The sequence below is a fragment of the Pacificoceanicola onchidii genome (assembly GCF_004804335.1).
Taxonomy (GTDB): Bacteria; Pseudomonadota; Alphaproteobacteria; order Rhodobacterales; family Rhodobacteraceae; genus Pacificoceanicola; species Pacificoceanicola onchidii.
This window is the reverse complement of the sequence record NZ_SRXY01000008.1, coordinates 189,761-208,955: the sequence shown is the minus strand read 5'-3', so window position 1 is coordinate 208,955 and position 19,195 is coordinate 189,761. Positions and strand designations below refer to the sequence as shown.

Annotated in this window: 19 protein-coding genes; 14 read left to right on the top strand and 5 right to left on the bottom strand. The window is 58.8% G+C overall.

Annotated features, from left to right (window positions below; genetic code table 11):
* Positions 1-35: 35 nt before the first annotated feature.
* The 5 genes from E4662_RS19855 (at position 36) to E4662_RS19835 (ending at position 6,651) form a co-directional block, all read left to right on the top strand.
* Complete coding sequence (locus E4662_RS19855; protein WP_136443368.1) at positions 36-926, top strand: outer membrane lipoprotein-sorting protein; 891 nt, start codon at positions 36-38, stop codon at positions 924-926.
* Positions 927-989: 63 nt separating this feature from the next.
* Positions 990-3,431, top strand: a complete 2,442-nt coding sequence (locus E4662_RS19850; protein ID WP_136443367.1) for an efflux RND transporter permease subunit — start codon at positions 990-992, stop codon at positions 3,429-3,431.
* Positions 3,418-4,824 (top strand): UbiD family decarboxylase, encoded by a 1,407-nt coding sequence (locus E4662_RS19845; protein WP_168798027.1) that lies wholly within the window; start codon positions 3,418-3,420, stop codon positions 4,822-4,824. The genes E4662_RS19850 and E4662_RS19845 overlap by 14 nt, the downstream gene beginning before the upstream one ends.
* Before the next feature lie 91 nt (positions 4,825-4,915).
* The gene (locus E4662_RS19840) at positions 4,916-5,725 is read left to right on the top strand and encodes a glycoside hydrolase family 25 protein (protein WP_168798026.1); all 810 of its coding nucleotides are present in this window, start codon (positions 4,916-4,918) and stop codon (positions 5,723-5,725) included.
* Positions 5,722-6,651 carry a hypothetical protein gene (locus E4662_RS19835; protein ID WP_136443364.1) on the top strand — a complete coding sequence of 310 codons (930 nt, stop codon included), beginning with the start codon at positions 5,722-5,724 and terminating at the stop codon, positions 6,649-6,651. Before E4662_RS19840 ends, E4662_RS19835 begins: the two co-directional genes overlap by 4 nt.
* Here E4662_RS19835 and E4662_RS19830 read toward each other — a convergent pair.
* Positions 6,648-7,697: an MBL fold metallo-hydrolase gene (locus E4662_RS19830; RefSeq protein ID WP_136443363.1), complete on the bottom strand. Its 1,050-nt coding sequence runs from the start codon at positions 7,695-7,697 to the stop codon at positions 6,648-6,650. The genes E4662_RS19835 and E4662_RS19830 overlap by 4 nt on opposite strands.
* 145 nt (positions 7,698-7,842) lie before the next feature.
* On the opposite strand from E4662_RS19830, the gene E4662_RS19825 reads away from it, so the two are divergent.
* Both E4662_RS19825 and E4662_RS19820 read left to right on the top strand, forming a co-directional pair.
* Positions 7,843-8,742, top strand: a complete 900-nt coding sequence (locus tag E4662_RS19825; RefSeq protein ID WP_136443362.1) for a D-amino acid aminotransferase — start codon at positions 7,843-7,845, stop codon at positions 8,740-8,742.
* Entirely contained in the window at positions 8,739-9,452 is a 714-nt protein-coding gene (locus E4662_RS19820; protein WP_136443361.1) for a sulfotransferase, read from the top strand. The genes E4662_RS19825 and E4662_RS19820 overlap by 4 nt, the downstream gene beginning before the upstream one ends.
* On the opposite strand, the gene E4662_RS19815 is transcribed toward E4662_RS19820, so the two are convergent.
* Positions 9,449-9,733: an SCP2 sterol-binding domain-containing protein gene (locus E4662_RS19815; RefSeq protein ID WP_136443360.1), complete on the bottom strand. Its 285-nt coding sequence runs from the start codon at positions 9,731-9,733 to the stop codon at positions 9,449-9,451. The two genes, E4662_RS19820 and E4662_RS19815, sit on opposite strands and share 4 nt — an antisense overlap.
* 138 nt (positions 9,734-9,871) lie before the next feature.
* On the bottom strand, positions 9,872-11,098 hold the full coding sequence (locus tag E4662_RS19810; protein WP_136443359.1) for an argininosuccinate synthase: 1,227 nt from the start codon (positions 11,096-11,098) through the stop codon (positions 9,872-9,874).
* 123 nt (positions 11,099-11,221) lie between these two features.
* Here E4662_RS19810 and E4662_RS19805 point away from each other — a divergent pair, with 123 nt between their 5' ends.
* The 3 genes from E4662_RS19805 to E4662_RS19795 are packed head-to-tail and all read left to right on the top strand — an operon-like array spanning position 11,222 to position 14,037.
* Entirely contained in the window at positions 11,222-11,956 is a 735-nt protein-coding gene (locus E4662_RS19805; protein ID WP_136443358.1) for a hypothetical protein, read from the top strand.
* Between the two features lie 36 nt (positions 11,957-11,992).
* Positions 11,993-13,219, top strand: coding sequence for a threonine ammonia-lyase IlvA (gene ilvA, locus E4662_RS19800; RefSeq protein WP_136443357.1), 1,227 nt, complete (start codon positions 11,993-11,995; stop codon positions 13,217-13,219).
* Positions 13,216-14,037 carry an SDR family NAD(P)-dependent oxidoreductase gene (locus tag E4662_RS19795; protein WP_136443356.1) on the top strand — a complete coding sequence of 274 codons (822 nt, stop codon included), beginning with the start codon at positions 13,216-13,218 and terminating at the stop codon, positions 14,035-14,037. Before ilvA ends, E4662_RS19795 begins: the two co-directional genes overlap by 4 nt.
* A gap of 12 nt (positions 14,038-14,049) precedes the next feature.
* Here E4662_RS19795 and E4662_RS19790 read toward each other — a convergent pair whose 3' ends face one another.
* A complete protein-coding gene (locus tag E4662_RS19790) occupies positions 14,050-14,385 on the bottom strand; it encodes an Hpt domain-containing protein (protein WP_136443355.1) in 336 nt (111 codons plus the stop codon).
* 145 nt (positions 14,386-14,530) lie between these two features.
* On the opposite strand from E4662_RS19790, the gene E4662_RS19785 reads away from it, so the two are divergent.
* The gene (locus tag E4662_RS19785) at positions 14,531-15,826 is read left to right on the top strand and encodes a PP2C family protein-serine/threonine phosphatase (RefSeq protein WP_136443354.1); all 1,296 of its coding nucleotides are present in this window, start codon (positions 14,531-14,533) and stop codon (positions 15,824-15,826) included.
* Positions 15,827-15,829: 3 nt separating this feature from the next.
* Here E4662_RS19785 and E4662_RS19780 read toward each other — a convergent pair whose 3' ends face one another.
* Positions 15,830-16,267 (bottom strand): NUDIX domain-containing protein, encoded by a 438-nt coding sequence (locus E4662_RS19780; RefSeq protein ID WP_136443353.1) that lies wholly within the window; start codon positions 16,265-16,267, stop codon positions 15,830-15,832.
* A gap of 78 nt (positions 16,268-16,345) precedes the next feature.
* Between E4662_RS19780 and hslO the strand changes: the two genes are divergently transcribed.
* The 3 genes from hslO to E4662_RS19765 are packed head-to-tail and all read left to right on the top strand — an operon-like array spanning position 16,346 to position 19,084.
* On the top strand, positions 16,346-17,332 hold the full coding sequence (hslO, locus tag E4662_RS19775; protein WP_136443352.1) for an Hsp33 family molecular chaperone HslO: 987 nt from the start codon (positions 16,346-16,348) through the stop codon (positions 17,330-17,332).
* Positions 17,319-17,921, top strand: a complete 603-nt coding sequence (locus E4662_RS19770; RefSeq protein ID WP_136443351.1) for a CoA pyrophosphatase — start codon at positions 17,319-17,321, stop codon at positions 17,919-17,921. The genes hslO and E4662_RS19770 overlap by 14 nt, the downstream gene beginning before the upstream one ends.
* The gene (locus tag E4662_RS19765) at positions 17,918-19,084 is read left to right on the top strand and encodes a CCA tRNA nucleotidyltransferase (RefSeq protein ID WP_136443350.1); all 1,167 of its coding nucleotides are present in this window, start codon (positions 17,918-17,920) and stop codon (positions 19,082-19,084) included. Before E4662_RS19770 ends, E4662_RS19765 begins: the two co-directional genes overlap by 4 nt.
* Positions 19,085-19,195: the final 111 nt, after the last annotated feature.

Below are 19,195 nucleotides of genomic sequence, written 5' to 3'. Positions count from 1 at the left end.
CGTTCCATTTCAAATCTGACCTGAGGAAATCAAAAATGCTCTCGAAATCCCGCACTTCTCTTCTCGCTCTTGCAACGGCTGCCGCAGGCGCGCTCGCAGGTATGGCACAAGCCGAACCGCTGCTTGAGCAGGCGACGCCAACCTCGCCGCTGATGAACGATTGCCGCGATGTCATGGAAGCGGTTCAGAACCGTTATAATGGCTACGACAGCTGGCGCGTTGTTCACATGACCATCACCGACGAGACCGGTGCCGTCAAAACCCGTCGTATCGCCGCCGCCCACAAAAATGACGGTATCAACCGCCGCCTCCGTTCCTATGTGTTCGACCCGTCCGAGCTGGCCGGTGTTGAAAGCTCCGTGCGCGACAGCTTTGAGCCCGCGCTGCCGGACAAAGTCTGGGTTTACCTGCCCTCCGCCGACAAGATCATCGACGTGAAGTCCGAAGACCTGTCCCAACGCCTCTATGGTTCTGACTTGGCCGTTGGCGAGATGCTGATCCGCCAGGCCGATGACTATGACTGCGAGATGCTTGGTGTTGGTGAGTTCCGTGGCTACCCGGTTTACAAAATCTATGTGACCCCGCGCACCGAAGACGAGGTGATCCGCCTCGGTTTGCGCGACGGTGAACTGTGGGCCGACACCGAAACCTTCATGCCGATCTACTCCAGCTTCAACGCCGATGCGCCGAACGAGCAGCGCGTTCTGGAAACGCTGGACCTGCGTTGGGTGAACGGTGTCTTCGCTCCGGAGAAGTATCGCGTTTCGACCATCAAAGAGGGTCGCGTGGTGTCCTTCTCTGACTTCCACACCGAAGGCGAAGCGTTCAACATCGGCCTGCCGTCGCGTTGGTTCGAACTGGACGATCTGTCCAACCCTGCGAGCGATTTCAAAGACTTCCGTTCCGACAACTTCGCGTCGAACTGATCCGAACCGGCGCAGTCGGCCTGATCCGGCTGCGCCCCTTCTCTTCCAACAGGAGCCCGATCCATGAATCCGCTTTCCTTCATTGAAGGGGCGATGACGCGGTATCTCCAGACGGTTTACAAACGTCGTCTGATCGCCTTCGTCCTGCTGCTTGCGACCGTCTTCGGTTACGTCGCGACCAATCTTCCCAACCTTCAGAAAGACGGCCGCGTCGAAGCCTTCATGCACGAAAGCGACCCGGCTCTGCACACTTACTATGACATGCGCCGCGAGTTCGGTCAGGACAACCGTCTCGTCGTTGCCGTGAAATCCGAGAATGTCTTTTCCACTGAGTTCCTGAACACCTTCTCCCGGATGCACCGCGAGTTGGCGGATGATGTGCCTTATGTTTCGGAGATCTTCTCGCCCTACAACATCCCGTTCATCGAGCACGAAGACGGCGGTGTGTACCTCGAAGAGCTTGTGCGCAACATGCTCCAGCGGGGCCGTGATCCGCAGGAACTGCGCGATCGTATCCTTGATACGCCGCTCTATCAGAACTTCATCGTCTCCAAAGATGGCAGCACCGCGGCCGTTGTGATCGAGCCCTATCGTTACGCCCCGGCTGCGAAGGACTGCACACCGGATCCGTCCAGTGGCGCGACCTGCGAGATTGTCTTTACCCCGCTCAGCGAACGCCCGCTTCTGGGTGCGCCGCAATATGCGGAAATGACTGCTGCCGCTCGCGAAATCGCAGCGCGGTATCAGGCCGAAGGCTTTGATATCTCCATCGCCGGTGCGCCTGTTTTGTCGACCGAGATCGTTGCCATGATGGAAGGCGACATGCCGCGTTTCACGCTGGCTTGTGTGATCCTGACCGTTCTGGCCATGCTCTTCCTGCACCGCAGCTTCCTTGTGGCCATCGGCGCATTCCTGAGCTTTGCCACCGCAATCTTCACCACGCTGGCCACCGTGGCTGCTACCGGCACCGCCATGACGCCACCGGTTCAGCTGCTCATTCCCATGACGCTCGTGGTGGGGCTGTGTACCTACATCCACTTTATCGCTACGGTTCTGAAAACCCGCAGCACCGAAAAGGATGGTCGTGAGGCGCTGAAACTGGCTGTGAAGAAGGCGAACACGCCGATCCTCTTCACTGCGCTGACCACTGCTGGCGGTCTGATTGGTCTTGCTGCCGCACCGCTTGCACCGATCACTGCGCTTGGCATCTTTGGTACGGTTTCCGTGGGTGTGTCTTACCTGCTTGCCATGACCTGGGCGACGCTGGTCTTCCGCACCCTGCCGGAACGCTATCTGAACAAGCAATCCGACAAGCCGGGTGTCATCGCCACGGTTCTGACCAAAGGCGCCATGTCGGCGGCTCAGGCTCCACGCCGGACATTGGCCCTTTGTGGTGGTTTTGTGCTCGCCGCAGCGCTTGGCATCGTCAACCTCAGCTACTCGCACAACTCCCTGCTTTGGCTGCCGGAAGACAATCAGGCGCGTCAGTCGACGGAGTTCATCGACAGCACGTTCAACGGCACCGTGAACCTTGAAATGGTGATCACGCCGACCGAAGGTCTCGACTTCCGTGATGAGACGCTGATGAAGACTGTTGAGGCCACTGCCCGCGAAGCTTACGGCGCTGTGGACATCCCGATTGGTCGCCACACCTCGATCATCTCATTCCTTGAAGAGACGAACCAGGCGGTGAACGATGGCGATCTGGCCGCACGGACGATCCCCGGCCAGGAAGAGATCTGGGAACAGCTGCTGCTGCTCGAAGGTCAGGGTATCGACGACATGAAGCGTTATGTCTCCATGGACTATTCGTCGGGCCGTGTGTCCTTCCAGACGCCGTGGCTTGAAGCCAAGCTCTACACCGACGTGATCGAAACCATCGAAACCCGCTTTGAAGCCGCTCTTGGTGACACTGCGACTGTCGAGAGCACTGGCCTCATCGCCCTGCTTGCCAAGACCTCCAAGAAGGTTCTGGACAGCATGACCGTGTCCTATGCGATCGCTTTGACGCTCGTGACCGGCATGATGGCGCTTGCGCTGCGCTCCGTTGGCCTTGGCCTTGTGAGCATGGTGCCGAACGTGGCTCCCTTTGTGGTGCTGCTCGGGATCATGGGCTACCTCGGTATCCCGCTCGACACCTTCACCGTGCTGATCGGTGGCATCATCACCGGCCTGATCGTCGATGACACGCTGCACTTCTTCCACGGTGTTCGCGATCGTCTCGCCATCGGTGAGAAGATGGAAGACGCGATCCAGGGGTCGATGACGGACATTGGCCGCGCGGTGTTCACCACCACGGTTGTGGTTATGGCGGGCTTCACGGTATTCAACCTGTCCTCCATGTCGAACATCCAGAGCTTTGGCCTGCTGATGGCTTGCGGTGCGCTGCTGGCGCTGCTTTCCGAAGTCTTCATCGGCCCGGCTGTCCTGATGATCTATGATCGTCTGCGCCAGCCGAAGAAGGCGGATGATGTGGCACCGGTGCTCACCGATGCTCCGGCCTGAGGCTGAAACCAATGAGGCCGCGCGGGACATCCGCGCGGCGCTCGCCTCCCTGAAAGGCCCCGGACGTCCGGGCCTTTTCCACGTCAAAACCGGCTTTTCACCTGATGAGGCCTGCGCGGACTTTGCGGCGCATCACGCTGGTCTTCCCGCTCGGCCGCGCCCCGGTGCTGAACCGGCGGTTCTCTACAAGCAACGCAGTGGGCCTGATCTTTTGCTTGGGCTTTATGGCTGCGAGGAGCGTTTGAAGTCCTGGCTTCCGGGTATCGCAGGGAGACCCATGCCTGAGGTTGTTCGTGCATTGGCACCCTGCGCGCCGATTAATGGCACCACCGATCATATCGAAGCTGCGCTGGACCTGACAGCTTTGCCCTTCCCGAAAATTACCCCCCGCGACGCCGGTCCTTATGTGACCATGGGTTTTGTCATGACCGGGTGTTCTGGCGCTGGCCTCGCGCTTTCTGCGCATCGCATGTTGGTGCTGGACAAACGCCGCCTCGGCATCTCCATGCTGACAAGCCGTGCTCTGCGGCATCGCGCGTTGGAAGCGCATGCGAAAGGGCATGATTTGCCCATTTCCGTCAACATCGGCGTGCCGCCCGCTGTTGCTGTTGCCTCTGCCACGGCCACGGCGCATCTGCCGCCTGCCTTCGACAAACTGTCATTGGCAGGGGCGCTGGCAGGTGCTCCTGTGCAGCTTGCCGAACAGACCGCTCCGTATCTGCCGCAGTCTGATTTTGTGCTGCACGGCAGGCTGACCGCCCAAACGGTGCCGGAAACACTTGGGGACAGGCCCAAGGGTGTCACTCTGCCCGAATTTCTGGGCTATGACGGACATGCCGGGCCGGATCTGATGGTTATCGAGATCGACGAGATCACACACCGCCCCGGTGGTGTGCTCCAAAGCTGTCTTGGCCCTGGCAAAGAGCAATCATCGATCTTGTCCCTCGGCGGTGCTTTGGCGCTGGCGCTGTCTTTGCAGGCCGAAGGTGGCCTGTCGCAGATTGCCGATATCCGCTTTGCTGCGGCGGGGGGCGGGATGCTGTTGCTCTATGTCGCGCTGAAGTCCGGAGCAGCGGAGCAGTTGGATCTAGCCCAGTTGTCGCGCCGGTTGACCGGTGTGATGCCTTTCACGAAGACAATCGTGTTTGTCGATGACGACGTCGATCTTTCGAGCGACGAAGATGTGCTCTGGGCGATGACCACGCGCTGCAATCTGGCGCGCGACACTCATGCAATCGAAGACCTGCCACCTTTGCGGATGGATCCGTCACAAGGAGTGTGCTGGCAAGAGGCAGGCGGTTCTGCGCCCTGCCGGTCATGGGTCAATGCTACCGTTCCGAGCGGGTTAAAGGAGCAAACATGGCGAAGTTTCCCTGAAACCCCCGAGGGTTGACGCAGGGGCAAGTCTCTCAATGACAGGGTGATACGCCTTATGGTATAGTTTCCAAAGATTAGTTCGCCTGTTTCTTTGGAGTGCATTTGCATTGACAAAAGCCGACCCACCCGTTCCGATTGGTTTCGCCCTTGTGGCTTTCGCTGGGCTGGTGCTCTTTTCATGGGCGCGGCCTACGGTTGGCGTGACCGCTCCGCAGGTCGCAACAACTGCCAACAAGCCGCCGTCGGTTGCGCAGCCACAACCAGCCAAGCCTAAAACCGGAGGGGCGCAGGCCGCTGCTTCGACAACGCCGCTCGCGGGGATTGATGTCTCGCACTACCAAGGCACAGTACACTGGGGGCAGGTGGCGCGGGCGGGCATGCAGTTCGCTTATGTCAAAGCCACAGCCGGGCTGACCTACAAAGACCCGCGGTATTCCGCAAACATCTCGGGTGCGCGCAAAGCGGGGCTCACCGCCGGTGCCTATCATTTCTATATCCCAGGTGATGATCCGATCAAACAGGCCGAGCATTACCTTTCCCACGTCACGGTGGGCCCCGGATCGCTGCCCCCTGCACTTGATCTGGAGAGTATTCCTGCGTCCGATTCAGACAGCGATGTCGGGGACACGGCATTGAAGTGGTTGAAGCACGTGGAGGAAAAAACCGGCTGTAAACCGGTCATCTACTCAAACGGATCCTATTATCGCGAATACCTTGGCAAGCCTCTGGAGGGATACCCGTTCTGGCTTGCCGAATATGCAAATCACCCGAGGCTTCCGTCCGGGATCAAGGATTGGACATTCTGGCAGCACAGTCAGACGGGGCGTGTGACGGGCATTACCGGTCATGTCGATCTTGATCTGTTTCAGGGAACCCCTGCGGATCTGGCCGCGCTGACGTGCAAGGGGGCCTCATGAGCGACACACCCAAACCTCACGTCAAAACACCTCCTGTTCCGGTCAAGGTTGACCCGAAGACGCTGCGCCTTTGTGTTGGCGCGCTGGCTCTAGGGCTCGCGGTGTTGCTGGCCTTCGGGCTGCTCGATTGGGCCGCTCCGCTCTTTGGTGGCGGCGCGATTGCTGATCAGAACCACGCCTACCTGACAGCATCGCGCGAACAGGTTGGCGACGATCTCATCGCACTGACCGAACTGCTTGCGGTGGTGAAAGTCATCGAAAGCGCAAGCCTCGGGATCGACGTGGTGGTGCACGCCTCGGTCGAAGTGGGTCAAGCCGCGGCCGCTTTTGGACTCGCGCTCGAACGGGCCTGGGGTGCCATGGCCGTCGCCGGTGTTATCGACGAATCTCTGCTTGGCCTGACGGCCATCGCCGCCGCACTGACCAAGCCGCTCTTGGTGATTGTGCTGGCAAGCGTTGGTCTATGGATCCTGGCGCGCACGCTGAAACTGCATATCCACGTGCTGAGTTTGGTTCGGACGGTTGCGGAGCTGTCGCTGGTTCTGTTTCTCGCGCTCCATCTGCTGGTTCCCTACAGCCTTCAGATCACCGGGTGGGCGAGTAATGCGGTGCTCGACAGCTTGCTGGAAGCGCAGCGCACCGGGCTTCACCAGATGCATCAGGACGTGAGCAGCTATGCCAAACATGACCGCTCCTTCGAAGGGTGGACCAAAGGCAATGATGTTGGCGCGGCCTATGCCACGGTTGTTGACAAGCTACCGCAGAAACTGGGCGTTATCGAGCGCTACACCACGGGGCGCATCGCCCGCAGCGTGCTGGTTGGTCTCGTGATCCCGATTGGGAGCTTTGCGCTTCTGTGGTTGACCTTTCGGTCGATCATCCGGCGGATGATTGTTCTTTTCGAAAGCGCCGCTTTGAGCGGTTAGGCGGGGATAGCCCAAACTTCCCCCGGCGCAAGCGCGCGAAACCTGTCCGGTGAAATCTCGTGTTTATGCAAGGAGGCCTCCAGAGCCCTCAGCGGGGCATCCCGTGCCTCATTGGTCAACTGGATCGTGCCCCAGTGATGCCCGATGGCAAAACGCGCGGCACTTATGCGAAACCCCTGCACAGCCTCCTCCGGGTTCTGGTGTTGGTCCTTCATGAACCATCGCGGCTCGTATGCGCCTATGGGTAGCAAAGCGACACGTGGCGCGCCGAACCGATCTGACAGACCGGCATAAGGCCTGCCCTTGTCGAACCCTGTATCGCCGATGAAATGCACCGGCCCGGCTGCGCCGGTGAGCATAAAGGCGCTCCACAGCGCCATGGACCGATCCCCCATGCCCCGCGCGGACCAGTGGTGGCTGGGCAGGCAATGCACGCCGAGGTCGCCGAACGAGGCCTCATCCCCCCAATCCATGGTCTGCACCCGCAATCCGGTCCCGGACAGCAAGGTGTCGTTGCCCAACGGTGTGATCACCAGCGGATCATGCGCTTTCAGGCGTGTTAGTGTCTCCAGATCCAGATGGTCGTAGTGGTTGTGAGAGAGCAAGACCAAATCGATCTTGGGCAAAGCCTCAAACGGAATGCCGGGCGCCACAACCCTCCGCGGACCGGCAAAGCTGAGCGGAGACACGCGCCGGGACCAGACCGGATCGGTCAGGATGTTGAGGCTCTGCATCTGGATCAGCATCGTTGCGTGCCCAACCATGGTCACGGTCAGGTCCTTGACCCGATCCGCCGGTTTGGCAATCTCTCCAACAACAGACTCCGGCCATTCCGCCGGCTTGGGACCAAAGCGCCAGCGCATGAGATCGGAAAACCCCTTTGGTTGGGCACCATCCGGGTTGAAGAAGCGTGTGCCGTCAAAATGATCGGAAACGGGCCCTTGGTAATACCGGTTCCCACGCACCGAAGCGCTGTTCGCTCCGGCTCCAAGCGCACCCAGCCCAATTAGAGCGGCGGCAGAACGAAAAAGGGTGCGGCGCTTCATGAGGGTCTCCCAGTTCAGATACGTCTAGATTTAAGTGCACCCGTTCACATGTCACCTGTTGCTTTCGAAAAGGCTTTGCCTTTCTCTGCCGAAAGGCGACCCGCCCGTCGTCTTGGAGACAATCATCGAAGAAAGCACAAGGCAAATGGACGATCACGTGACAACGCATCAGGCCGCAGAAGATGCGCGCAATGAGAGCGTTCTGATCTGGGTGAATGGCCAGTTGAAACCACGGGCAGAGGCAACCGTCAGCGTCTTTGATTCCGGCTTCATGTTGGGTGATGGCGTCTGGGAAGGGTTGCGGCTCTACGATGGGCGCTGGACCTTTCTCGATGAGCATATGGACCGGCTTTTTGAGGCTGCCAAAGCAATCGATCTAGATATCGGCTTGACCCGAGACGAGGTGATTTCCGCCGTGATAGAGACGCAACGTGCCAATGCGATGACAACGGATGCCCACGCCCGGCTGATGGTAACGCGCGGTGTGAAAACCCGTCCGTTTCAGCATCCCGGTCTGTCACAACTGGGACCGACGATCGTCATCATCATGGAGCATTCAAAGCCGTCCATCCCCCGTCCGATCCGGCTTGCCACGGTGCCGCATATTCGTGGATTGCCGATGACGCAGGATCCAAAGCTGAATTCCCATTCCAAGCTGAACTGCATCCTCGCCTGCATCGCCGCCGAGAAGGCCGGGGCGGATGAGGGATTGATGCTCGATGTGCATGGTTTCGTGAACACGACAAACGCTTGCAATTTCTTCATCGTACGCAAGGGGGAGGTTTGGACCTCGACCGGCGATTACTGCATGAACGGCATCACTCGGCAAAAGGTGATCGACCTGTGCCGCGCCAACGGCATTCCCGTCTTCGAACGGAATTATTCACTTGTCGACACCTATGGTGCAGATGAGGCGTTCCTGACGGGCACTTTTGGCGCACAAACGCCGGTCGGTATGGTCGACGGGCGGCAAATTGGGGATGGGCAGATGGGGCCGATGACGAAACGGCTTCGCGGCCTCTACAAGGAAATGGTGACACCATGAGACTGGCCATGTGGTCCGGGCCGCGAAACCTTTCGACGGCGATGATGTACGCCTTTGGCAACCGCGCCGATTTTGCAGCCTGGGATGAGCCGTTTTACGGGCCGTATTTGCGGCTGACCGCGCTTGATCATCCGATGGCCGAGGAGGTCAAGGCAAGCCGCCCGGAAGACGCAATTGCGGTGGAACAGAGACTGATTGGTCCAATCCCGGACGGCAAACCGCATGTCTATCACAAGCACATGTGCCAACATATGATTGACGGGATTCCGCGCGATTTCCTGGCGGACTCGACCAACGTATTTCTATTGCGCCATCCCGCGCGGGTCGTGTCGAGTTTCATGAAGGGGTATCCAAAAGCGACGGCAGACGACATTGGCTTTGCCAAACAAGCAGAGCTGTTCGAACACTGCCGCGCCTTGGGGCAATCCCCCGTGGTGATCGACAGCGCCGACATTCGACAAAGCCCGGAACATGCGCTGCGCGGGCTTTGCGAACGGATTGGCCTCGATTGGGACCCAGCGGTTTTGCAATGGCCAGAAGGGCCAAAGAGCTTTGATGGGGCATGGGCATCGGTCTGGTATAAATCCGTGCACGCCAGCACGGAATTTGCCGGGGCAGAGGGGCCTTTGCCGGAGCTGGAAGGCCGAGCAAAGGCTTTGGCGGATGAAGCGATGCCTTTCTACGAGCAGATGAAACGCGCGGCGGCTTAACCCAGAAGCTGGCTCAGCTTCAGCGCCAAAGACATGTCGCCGGAGACCTTGATTTTGCCCATGGCAAAGGCGGTCATCGGGTTCAGGTTGCCTGCGATCAGCTTTTCTAGGTTGGTTTCGGAAATCCTGATCGTGCAATCGGCGTCCAAATCCGCCAGATGGGCCGTTCCGCCCGACAGTGTGATCGCCCCGTCTTCCGCGCAATCGAACTTGATCGATTGTTCAAGGGGGTTCTTATCAAGGCCGCGCTGCATTTTGGCGGCAATGTCGGTGAGTGGCATGTCTGTCCTCCAGTCTGTTGAAGGCAGGTAAGTCAGCGGCGAAATGACCCGCAACCGTGACGTTGCGGCGGTGCTCGCACCAAAAGAAAAGACCCGCCTGCTGCACAGGCGGGTCTTTTGGAAAGTCCTTTTTCAGGCCTATTTCGCCAGACGCCGGTTCCGCGCCGCCAGAAGGCGCAGACGCAGAGCGTTCAGGGTGATGAACCCTTCTGCGTCCTTCTGGTCATAGGCACCGGCGTCATCTTCGAAGGTCACATGCGCTTCGGAGTAGAGCGAATGATCGGACCAGCGGGCGATGGTGTTCACGGAGCCTTTGTAGAGCTTGAGACGGACGGTGCCGGAGACGTGCTCCTGACTCTTGTCGATCAGTGCCTGCAGCATCTCGCGCTCCGGGGAGAACCAGAAGCCATTGTAGATCAGCTCCGCATAGCGCGGCATGATCGAATCCTTGAGGTGCCCAGCGCCGCTGTCGAGCGTGATCTGCTCAATGCCGCGGTGCGCTTCGAGCAGGATGGTGCCGCCCGGTGTCTCGTAGACGCCGCGGGACTTCATGCCAACAAAGCGGTTCTCTACAAAGTCGAGACGGCCAATGCCGTGCTTGCGGCCGTACTCGTTCAATTCGGTCAGAACCGTCGCCGCGCTCATCGCTTCACCGTTGATCGCCACCGCGTCACCCTGTTCAAAGGTGATCTCGATGATTTCCGGCGTGTCCGGCGCATCTTCGGGGTTTATGGTGCGCTGGTAGACGTAATCGGGCGCGTTTTCGGCCGGATCTTCCAGAACCTTGCCCTCGGAAGAGGTGTGCAGCAGGTTCGCATCCACGCTGAACGGTGCTTCGCCGCGCTTGTCCTTGGCGATCGGAATCTGGTTCATTTCAGCGAACTCAAGCAGCTTGGTCCGCGAAGACAGGTCCCACTCGCGCCACGGTGCGATGCATTTGATGTCCGGGTCGAGCGCCGCAGAGGACAGCTCGAACCGCACCTGATCGTTGCCTTTGCCGGTCGCGCCGTGGGCGATGGCGTCGGCGCCGGTCTCATGCGCAATCTCGACAAGCCGCTGGGAAATCAGCGGGCGCGCGATGGAGGTGCCGAGCAGGTAGAGACCTTCGTAAACCGCATTGGCGCGGAACATCGGGAAAACGAAGTCTTTCACGAACTCTTCGCGCACGTCTTCGATGTAGATGTTCTCGGGCTTGATCCCAAGCATCTCTGCCTTGGCGCGTGCAGGCTCAAGCTCTTCGCCTTGACCGAGATCGGCGGTGAAGGTGACAACCTCGCAGCCATATTCGGTTTGCAGCCATTTCAGGATGATCGATGTGTCGAGGCCGCCGGAATAGGCCAGGACGACTTTCTTGGGCGCGGACATGCTTGGAATCCTCTGTCAGTGATTGACGCGCGGCTTACTGCCTTTTGTCCGCTTCGGCAAGGATAGCCGTTGACGGCGCTGACCTGCGTGCTAGCCCTTCGGTTGCATACAAGGAGATGAGCCATGAAAGGCTGGACGATTTTCACGCATTCCGTGCGTTTGGTGTTTGAGAATCTCGACATGGCGCTGCGGGTGTCGCTGCTTTTGTACTGCGTACAGGCGGCGTTTCAGATTGTGAGCTACATGGCCATGCCTGCGGCGGTGGTGCCCGGTCAGCAATTCATGCTGGATCCGGGATCTGCCTTGCAAGTCTTCTTCCTCGGCATTGCCGCCGTGGTCGCCAGCTTGTGGATCGCCGTTGCCTGGCACCGCTATGTCCTGCTGGAAGAGCGCCCAGAGGGATGGCTCCCCAAATGGCACGGCGGCAAGATCCTTGGTTACCTGGGGCGCTCGATGCTGATCGGTTTGGTCATCTCGCTTGCGATCCTCGTCACGATGCTGATCGTCATGGTGATCCCGATGGTGCAGCTGCTGATCCTGCCCGGTATCGTGCTGGCCGGATCGTACTTCTTCTTCCGGCTTGGCGTCATGCTGCCAGCGGGCACGGTGGATCAGAAACTGACGATTGCCGAAAGCTGGACCGCGACAAAGGACAAGGATGGCGCGATTGTCGTTCTTGCCGTGATCATGATGGTCGGTACGTTCCTGTTGCAGGTTCCGACCATGCTCAGCGGGGATCAGTCTTCGGTCATCACATTGATCTACAACATCGTCACCGGTTGGTTTGCCACCATGATCGGCGTGTCTATCCTGACCACGCTCTATGGGCATTATGTGCAAGGTCGTCCCATCGAGTGACTTGAAAGCGGGCTCAACCCCTGACACTCATGCCAGATGAGCGATTTTCAGGATAAGGCCCGCGCGGCCGCCAAAGCGATGCGAGCGGTGTTCCCCGAAACACCGCTTCTGCGGAATGCCCATCTGTCGGATCTCTACGGTGCCGATATCTGGCTGAAGCGGGAAGATCTGAGCCCGGTGCGCAGCTACAAACTGCGCGGGGCCTTCAACGCCATGCGCAAACGGGATGGCCTTGAGCTTGTCGTCTGTGCCAGCGCCGGCAACCATGCGCAGGGCGTTGCTTTTATGTGTCGGCACTTTGGTGTGCGCGGCGTGATCTTTATGCCGGTGACGACGCCTCAGCAAAAGATCCAGAAAACCGCGATGTTCGGCGGGGATAGTGTCGAAATTCGGCTGGTTGGCGACTACTTCGATCAATGTCTCACGGCGGCACAGGATCATGCCAAGGCGGAGGGCGGCTTTTTCCTGTCGCCATTTGACGACGTGGACGTGATCGAAGGCCAGGCCAGCGTCGGCGCGGAAATCGAAGCGCAGCTGGGGGGCGTTCCTGATACCCTCGTTGTTCCGGTTGGCGGCGGCGGTCTTGGCTCCGGCTTGCTTGGCTATTTCGGAAGCAAGCCGAATTACACCTTCGTCGAACCAAAAGGCGGGGCCTGTCTGCGCGCGGCGCTTGAAGCCGGAAAGCCGGTGACACTGGACAAGGTCAACACCTTCGCGGATGGCGCGGCGGTGGCACGTATCGGCGATGTGACTTTTGAGCGGCTCAAGGATGTCGGTCTCGCCAGCACGTTGCAGATTAATGAGGATCGCCTGTGCACCACTATGCTCGACATGCTCAATGTTGAAGGGATTGTGTTGGAACCTGCCGGGGCGCTTTCGGTTGATGCGCTCAAGGACATGGGCCAGATGATTCGCGGTCGCCGTGTGGTGTGCATTACCTCGGGCGGCAACTTTGACTTCGAGCGGTTGCCGGAGGTCAAGGAACGGGCGCAGACTTACGCGGGCCTGAAGAAATACTTCATCCTGCGTCTGCCACAGCGCCCCGGTGCCTTGCGTGGTTTTCTTGATATGCTAGGGCCGGACGATGACATCGCGCGGTTCGAATACCTCAAGAAATCCGCCCGCAATTTTGGTTCGGTTCTGATTGGCCTCGAGACCCGCGATCCGAAAAACTTCACTGTTCTGTACGAGAAGCTCGATGCCGCGGGATTTGTCTACACCGACATAACCGAGGACGAAGTTCTCTCGAATTTCATTATATGAAACTGAACGCGCGCACCGCGATTGTCACTGGTGCCGGGCAGGGCATCGGCCGGGCGATTGCCCACGCTTTGGCCAGCGAAGGCTTGCAAGTGTGCGTGAGCGACATTGATCCGCAGTCAGCTGCCAAAGTGGCGCAGGAGGTGGGTGGCGTGGCGTCCGTCTGCGATGTTCGCAAGCCGGATGAGATTGAGCGGCTCGTGAAACAGGCTCGCGATGAGATGGGCGAAATCGACATGTTGGTGTCGAACGCAGGGTTCGCCAAGGGGGCGTTTGACGGGCCGGCAGCGGCCCCTGATCAGCAATGGCAAGACAGTTGGGATGTGCACGTCATGGCGCACCTGCGCGCGGCCCGTTTACTGCTGCCGGAAATGCTGGAACGTGGTGAAGGATGGCTGGTCAACGTGGCCTCTGCTGCGGGACTGATCAGCCAGATCGGCGATGCGCCCTATTCTGCGACGAAACACGCCGCCGTCAGTCTTGCGCAGTCTCTGGCGATCGAACATGGCGATCAGGGTATCCATGCAAGCGTGGTTTGCCCGCTCTATGTTGCCACGCCATTGCTTGGTTATGCGGACGAGGCCCCCGAGGATCAACGCCCGCATGACAGGGTGCTCGGGGCAGACGATGTCGCCAAGGCCTTGCTTGATGGGTTGAAGGAAGGCCGATTCCTGATCCTGCCGCATCAGGAAGCTGCGCTTTTTGCTCAACGCCGTGCGGAGGACATGGATCGCTGGATAGCCAGCATGCGTCGGCTCAGGCGGCAGGCTTTTGACGGTACCAACCCGGGTTCTTTGGCAGACCTGCACAAGCTACTCTGAGCGCGATCCGGTTCAGGCGGCAAACCTTTGTGGGAAGTCTGTCAAAAAGGCGGCTTTGCTCTGATCAAAGGTGGCGCGCACCTTGCCGAATGGCACAGCATTCGCATCGCCTGCGGCGGCTGCCCTTTCCCCAGTTTCACAAAGCGCGGCCAGATCGGCAAAGCCGAGATTGAGGGAGGCACCTTTCAGAAAGTGCATCTGCTCTTCTGTGACCACAGGGTCTCCCTGTGCGCCATCAAGCAGATCAATAGCGCCCTCGACCTCCATCAAGAACAGCTCAAGAACCTCACCAAAGTCCTCAGGACCGATTTCTTCCCGCAGTTCACCAACGCGTGCCCAGTCAATCATGTTCGGTTACTCCACTACTGCGTGCATTGATAGACAGCAAAGGTGAACGGTACGTTTCACGCAAAAGGTGATTCATTCAGATTTTAGATTTCAGAGCCTGTTAACTTGGGGTCCCGTATCAAGCCTTGGACGAACTGAATTGCCCATGAGGCTGAGAGAGACCGTGCAGGCACGCGCAAAAAATGAATTGAACAATGAACCGGATGCCGTTCGACGTGTATTGATCGTGGACGATAGCCCGATGCAGCTGAAAATCGTCAGCTCAATGTTGGCGCGTTCCGGTTTTGACGTGCTGCAGGCAAAGTCCGGATTGGAAGCGCTTGAGATTTGCGCGCAAACGCCTCCTGATCTGGTGCTGTCTGACTGGATGATGCCGGGCATGGATGGTTTGGAGTTCTGCCGCCGGTTTCGGGAAATTCAGGATGAGACCTATGGCTATTTCATTCTGCTGACATCCAAGAGTGACAAGGGTGATGTGGCGCAAGGGCTTGATGCCGGTGCCGATGACTTTCTGACAAAGCCGGTAAACGCACATGAATTGCGTGCGCGCATCAACGCAGGTGCCCGCGTCGTTTCGATGGAGCGGCAGCTCTCGGAAAAGAACCGCCAGATTTCAGAAGCGTTTTCCGAGTTGCAGAGCATTCATGAAGCGATCGACAATGACCTCAAGCAAGCTCGGAAAATTCAACAGGCGCTCGTTCCGGAGCGCGTGCGCACTTTTGGCACATCCCGGGTGAGCTTGCTGCTTCAGCCTTGTGGTCACGTGGGTGGCGATCTGGTTGGGATGTTTGCCCCGGGATTAGATCGTATGGGTCTTTACAGCATTGATGTGTCCGGCCACGGCATCACCTCTGCGATGGTGACGGCACGGGTTGCTGGCTATATGTCCAGCGCTTTTCCCGATCAGAACATCGCCTTGGAAAAACGGTCTGACCAGAACTACTTGATGCGGGAACCGGCCCTAACCGGCCAGATGCTCAACGAAAGACTGGCGGCGGATCCGGGGGTGGAAGAGTACCTGACGATGGCGTTTGTCTCCGCCGATTTGAAGAGCGGCGATATGCAGATGATTCAGGCGGGCCACCCGCCGCCGATACTGTTGCGCCGCAATGGCGCCGTTGAGTTTCTAGGCAGCGGCGGATTGCCAATCGGCTTGGTTGACGAGGTGATGTACGATCAAGTCGGCTTCAAGATGGAGTGCGGTGACCGGCTTTTGCTTTACTCCGACGGGTTTACAGAGGCGGTCATGAAAGACGGCTCGATGCTGGAGGAGGAGGGGCTCGCGGACATTTTCCGCAAGAGCGTTGAAACCGGCGGCGAGGGACCCGAGCTTTTGGAAGACATGTTCTGGCGACTGACCGCCGACATGGAAAACGCCGAGTCGCTCGGGGACGATGTGTCCGCCGCTCTTCTGGAGTTTGACGCCGTCAGCCAGCCCTGATTCTCAAAGAAAGCTCTGAATCACAAAAGCCCGATCGCCGGGATTTCCCAGGCTCTGCGCGGCGGCGAAGGGAGTCAACCAATGGGCACTGTGGCCATCTTCGGTTGGCGCGCCGTGCGCTCGAACCGGACAGGCGTGATAGACAATACAGAGCTTTTCTGCCCAAAGATCGTACTCCGGCATGAAGGTAAATCGACGAAATGCACCCAACCGCCGTGGGTTTGCAATGTGCCAACCGGTTTCTTCGAAAACCTCACGATGGAGGGCTGTCAGCGGGTGCTCGCCCGGGTCTATACCCCCACCAGGTAACTGGAATTCCGGCTCTGGATGCATTTGATGCGTCAGAAGAAGACGGCCGTTCCGAGGCAGAATTGCGTAGACTCCCGGTCTGGATTTGTACCTCAGACCCTGTTTGGGAGGTTGCCCGTATCTCCGGATCATGCCATCGCCCCTTTGCGCTCGCCTTGATCGCTCCTATATGGCTGCGGTATGCCAGCGCTTGGCTGATAAGGAAACCCCATGACCATTGGCTCGAAAATCGCCTGGGACGATACCGTCCTGCCATTCCAGCTTGACCGCTCTGATATGCGCGGTCGGATTGCGCGCCTTGACGGCGTGCTCAGTGGCGTCTTGAAACAGCACAATTATCCTGCCCCGGTGGAGGCCCTGGTTGCAGAGATGGCCTTGCTCACCGCCTTGATCGGCCAAACGATCAAGCTGCGTTGGAAGTTGTCCTTGCAGGTGCAGACCAACGGGCCCGTGCGTATGATCGCAACGGATTACTATGGCCCCGACGAAGAAGGGCAACCCGCGCGCATCCGGGCCTATGCCAGCTTCGACGAGGATCGAATCACCGACGCACCGCCGTTTCAGCAGCTTGGCACGGGGTATTTTGCGATCCTGATTGACCAGGGCGAAGGCATGCAGCCCTATCAGGGTATCACCCCGATTGCGGGCAACAGCCTATCGGATTGTGCATCCAGCTATTTTGCACAGTCTGAGCAGCTGCCGACGACGTTCGCCCTGTCCTACGGCCGGTCCAGCGCGCCTGGCATTCCGGAGCATTGGCGTGCCGGGGGTGTCATGCTGCAGCATATGCCAAAAGCGTCACCTTTTGCGCAGGATGGTGGGTCGGGTGACGAAGGCTTGCTCGTAGCCCATGACGTTGTCGATGAAGATTCCGAAGAGAACTGGACACGCGTCAATATGCATCTCGGGACGGTTGAGGAGCTTGAATTGATCGGCCCGAGCGTGTCTCCGGACCAATTACTCGTGCGGTTGTTCCACGAAGAGCAGCCTCGGGTTTTCGATGCGCAACAGATCCGGTTCGGGTGTACCTGCTCCGAAGAACGTGTGCGCCAGAGTCTTTCGATTTATTCCGCCAGGGATATCGAGAAGATGACAACCGAGGACGGGAAAGTGACGGCAGATTGCCAGTTCTGCGGAGCCCACTACGTTTTGGACCCGGCCACTGTGGGGTTCGAGGCGAACGATGGAGACCGTTGAACAGATCAATGCTTTGAGAAAAGCGGTTACCGTCCAAGGGGCGGTAACCTCTGATTTTGATCTCAACCCGGACGTTGTCCTGCCTGCGGATCGGAAACTGCGCCCGGCCGGTGTACTCTGCGCGTTTGAGCAGACGCCTCTGGGTCTTGAGGTCATTCTGACCAAGCGGTCGTCTCGTTTGAAGCATCATCCAGGCCAGATCGCCTTCCCCGGTGGTAAACAGGATGAAGGTGATCGGGACGTTGTCGATGCAGCGCTGCGCGAAGCATACGAAGAGATCGGCCTGCCCAAGACACATGTCGAGGTCATTGGAACTCTTCCGACGCATGAGACGGTGACGGGCTTCCTTGTGACACCGGTTCTTGGGCTTGTTCGGGAATCCTTTGAGGTTTTGCCGGAAAAGGGTGAGGTCGAAGAGGTGTTTCGTGCGCCCTTTGCCCATGTGACGGATCCGGCGCGTTACGCCGTGCAAAGCAGGCGGTGGCGCGGGCACCGCAGATCGTATTTTACTGCGCCGCTTGGCCCATATTACATCTGGGGCGCGACGGCGCGTATGCTGCGGGTCCTGGCGGACAGAGTTTCGGAATGACTCGGGTTTCGGGGTCTTGGCTGGAAGCCAAGGGAACACAGCTTGTCATGAAAACGCTGGAAGAGGCGGGTTTTGAGGCCTTTGCTGTCGGCGGCTGTGTGCGCAATGCACTATTGGGTGAACCTGTGGCCGATGTGGATATTTCCACCTCTGCGCGGCCTGAAGACGTTTTGAAGCTCGCCAAGGCAAGTGGGTTGAAGGCGATCCCGACAGGTATCGATCACGGCACGATCACGGTTGTGGCCAATGGCGAGCCTTATGAAGTGACGACCTATCGCGCGGATGTGGAGACCGACGGACGCCGCGCCGTGGTTCGGTTTGCTCAAACCATGAAAGAAGACGCCATCCGGCGCGATTTCACGATGAATGCTCTCTATGCGGATCGGCATGGTCTGATCAAGGACCCGCTTGGCGGGTTGGAGGATCTGCGCGCGCGGCGATTTCGGTTCATTCAGGATGCGCAGACGCGCATTCGCGAAGATTATCTTCGGATTCTCAGGTATTTCCGATTTACGGCCTGGTACGGCAACCCGGAGGCGGGCGTTGATCCGGAGGCCCTCGCCGCGATTGCCGAAAACCTGGATGGTCTGGACCACCTCTCCAGAGAGCGAGTGGGTGCTGAACTGTGCAAACTGTTCGCCGCGCCGGACCCCACCGTGGCCGTTAGCGTGATGGAGCAGACAGGTGTCTTGCACCGAATCATGCCGGGCGCCACGACACGCGCGTTGGGCCCGCTGATCATCCACGAGCAATCCATGGCGCTGGGTCCGGATGCGCTCAGGCGTATGGCGGCAACGGGATTTTTCGATGGCGCTGCGCTGCGTTTGTCCAAACAGGCGCAAAAGCAGCTGGCTCTTTTGCAGTGTCGTATCTCGGACTCCAAGGGTTTGCCGGAGATCGCCTGGCGTGACGGCGGTGCGGTTGCGCAGGACGTTGCTGTCTTGCGTGCTGCCATGCTGGAAATGCCTTTGGCTTCTGATACCGAAGCTCAGATCCAAGCCGGAACACAGGCTCAGTTTCCCGTGACCGCCAAAGATTTGATGCCGCACCTGCAAGGACCAGCGCTTGGTAAAGCACTGACAAAGCTGCAAAGGTTCTGGATTGCATCAGGTTTTACCCTTCAAAAAGAGGCGCTTTTGAAACTGCTCAACCAAGAGGGGTGACAAGAGCTTGGATTTCCGCTAATCCAACATCACCTATCGGAGGAAATTTGATGATGAAGAACAGGATTCGAACCAGCCTAGCCTGAGTCGCCCTGTTTGTGTGTGGGCCCG

Coding starts and splice junctions, on each gene's coding strand:
- E4662_RS19855 (WP_136443368.1), top strand. CDS start 36: ATGCTCTCGAAATCCCGCACTTCTCTTCTCGCTCTTGCAACGGCTGCC.
- E4662_RS19850 (WP_136443367.1), top strand. CDS start 990: ATGAATCCGCTTTCCTTCATTGAAGGGGCGATGACGCGGTATCTCCAG.
- E4662_RS19845 (WP_168798027.1), top strand. CDS start 3,418: ATGCTCCGGCCTGAGGCTGAAACCAATGAGGCCGCGCGGGACATCCGC.
- E4662_RS19835 (WP_136443364.1), top strand. CDS start 5,722: ATGAGCGACACACCCAAACCTCACGTCAAAACACCTCCTGTTCCGGTC.
- E4662_RS19830 (WP_136443363.1), bottom strand. CDS start 7,697: ATGAAGCGCCGCACCCTTTTTCGTTCTGCCGCCGCTCTAATTGGGCTG.
- E4662_RS19825 (WP_136443362.1), top strand. CDS start 7,843: ATGGACGATCACGTGACAACGCATCAGGCCGCAGAAGATGCGCGCAAT.
- E4662_RS19820 (WP_136443361.1), top strand. CDS start 8,739: ATGAGACTGGCCATGTGGTCCGGGCCGCGAAACCTTTCGACGGCGATG.
- E4662_RS19815 (WP_136443360.1), bottom strand. CDS start 9,733: ATGCCACTCACCGACATTGCCGCCAAAATGCAGCGCGGCCTTGATAAG.
- E4662_RS19810 (WP_136443359.1), bottom strand. CDS start 11,098: ATGTCCGCGCCCAAGAAAGTCGTCCTGGCCTATTCCGGCGGCCTCGAC.
- E4662_RS19805 (WP_136443358.1), top strand. CDS start 11,222: ATGAAAGGCTGGACGATTTTCACGCATTCCGTGCGTTTGGTGTTTGAG.
- ilvA (WP_136443357.1), top strand. CDS start 11,993: ATGAGCGATTTTCAGGATAAGGCCCGCGCGGCCGCCAAAGCGATGCGA.
- E4662_RS19795 (WP_136443356.1), top strand. CDS start 13,216: ATGAAACTGAACGCGCGCACCGCGATTGTCACTGGTGCCGGGCAGGGC.
- E4662_RS19790 (WP_136443355.1), bottom strand. CDS start 14,385: ATGATTGACTGGGCACGCGTTGGTGAACTGCGGGAAGAAATCGGTCCT.
- E4662_RS19785 (WP_136443354.1), top strand. CDS start 14,531: ATGAGGCTGAGAGAGACCGTGCAGGCACGCGCAAAAAATGAATTGAAC.
- E4662_RS19780 (WP_136443353.1), bottom strand. CDS start 16,267: ATGATCCGGAGATACGGGCAACCTCCCAAACAGGGTCTGAGGTACAAA.
- hslO (WP_136443352.1), top strand. CDS start 16,346: ATGACCATTGGCTCGAAAATCGCCTGGGACGATACCGTCCTGCCATTC.
- E4662_RS19770 (WP_136443351.1), top strand. CDS start 17,319: ATGGAGACCGTTGAACAGATCAATGCTTTGAGAAAAGCGGTTACCGTC.
- E4662_RS19765 (WP_136443350.1), top strand. CDS start 17,918: ATGACTCGGGTTTCGGGGTCTTGGCTGGAAGCCAAGGGAACACAGCTT.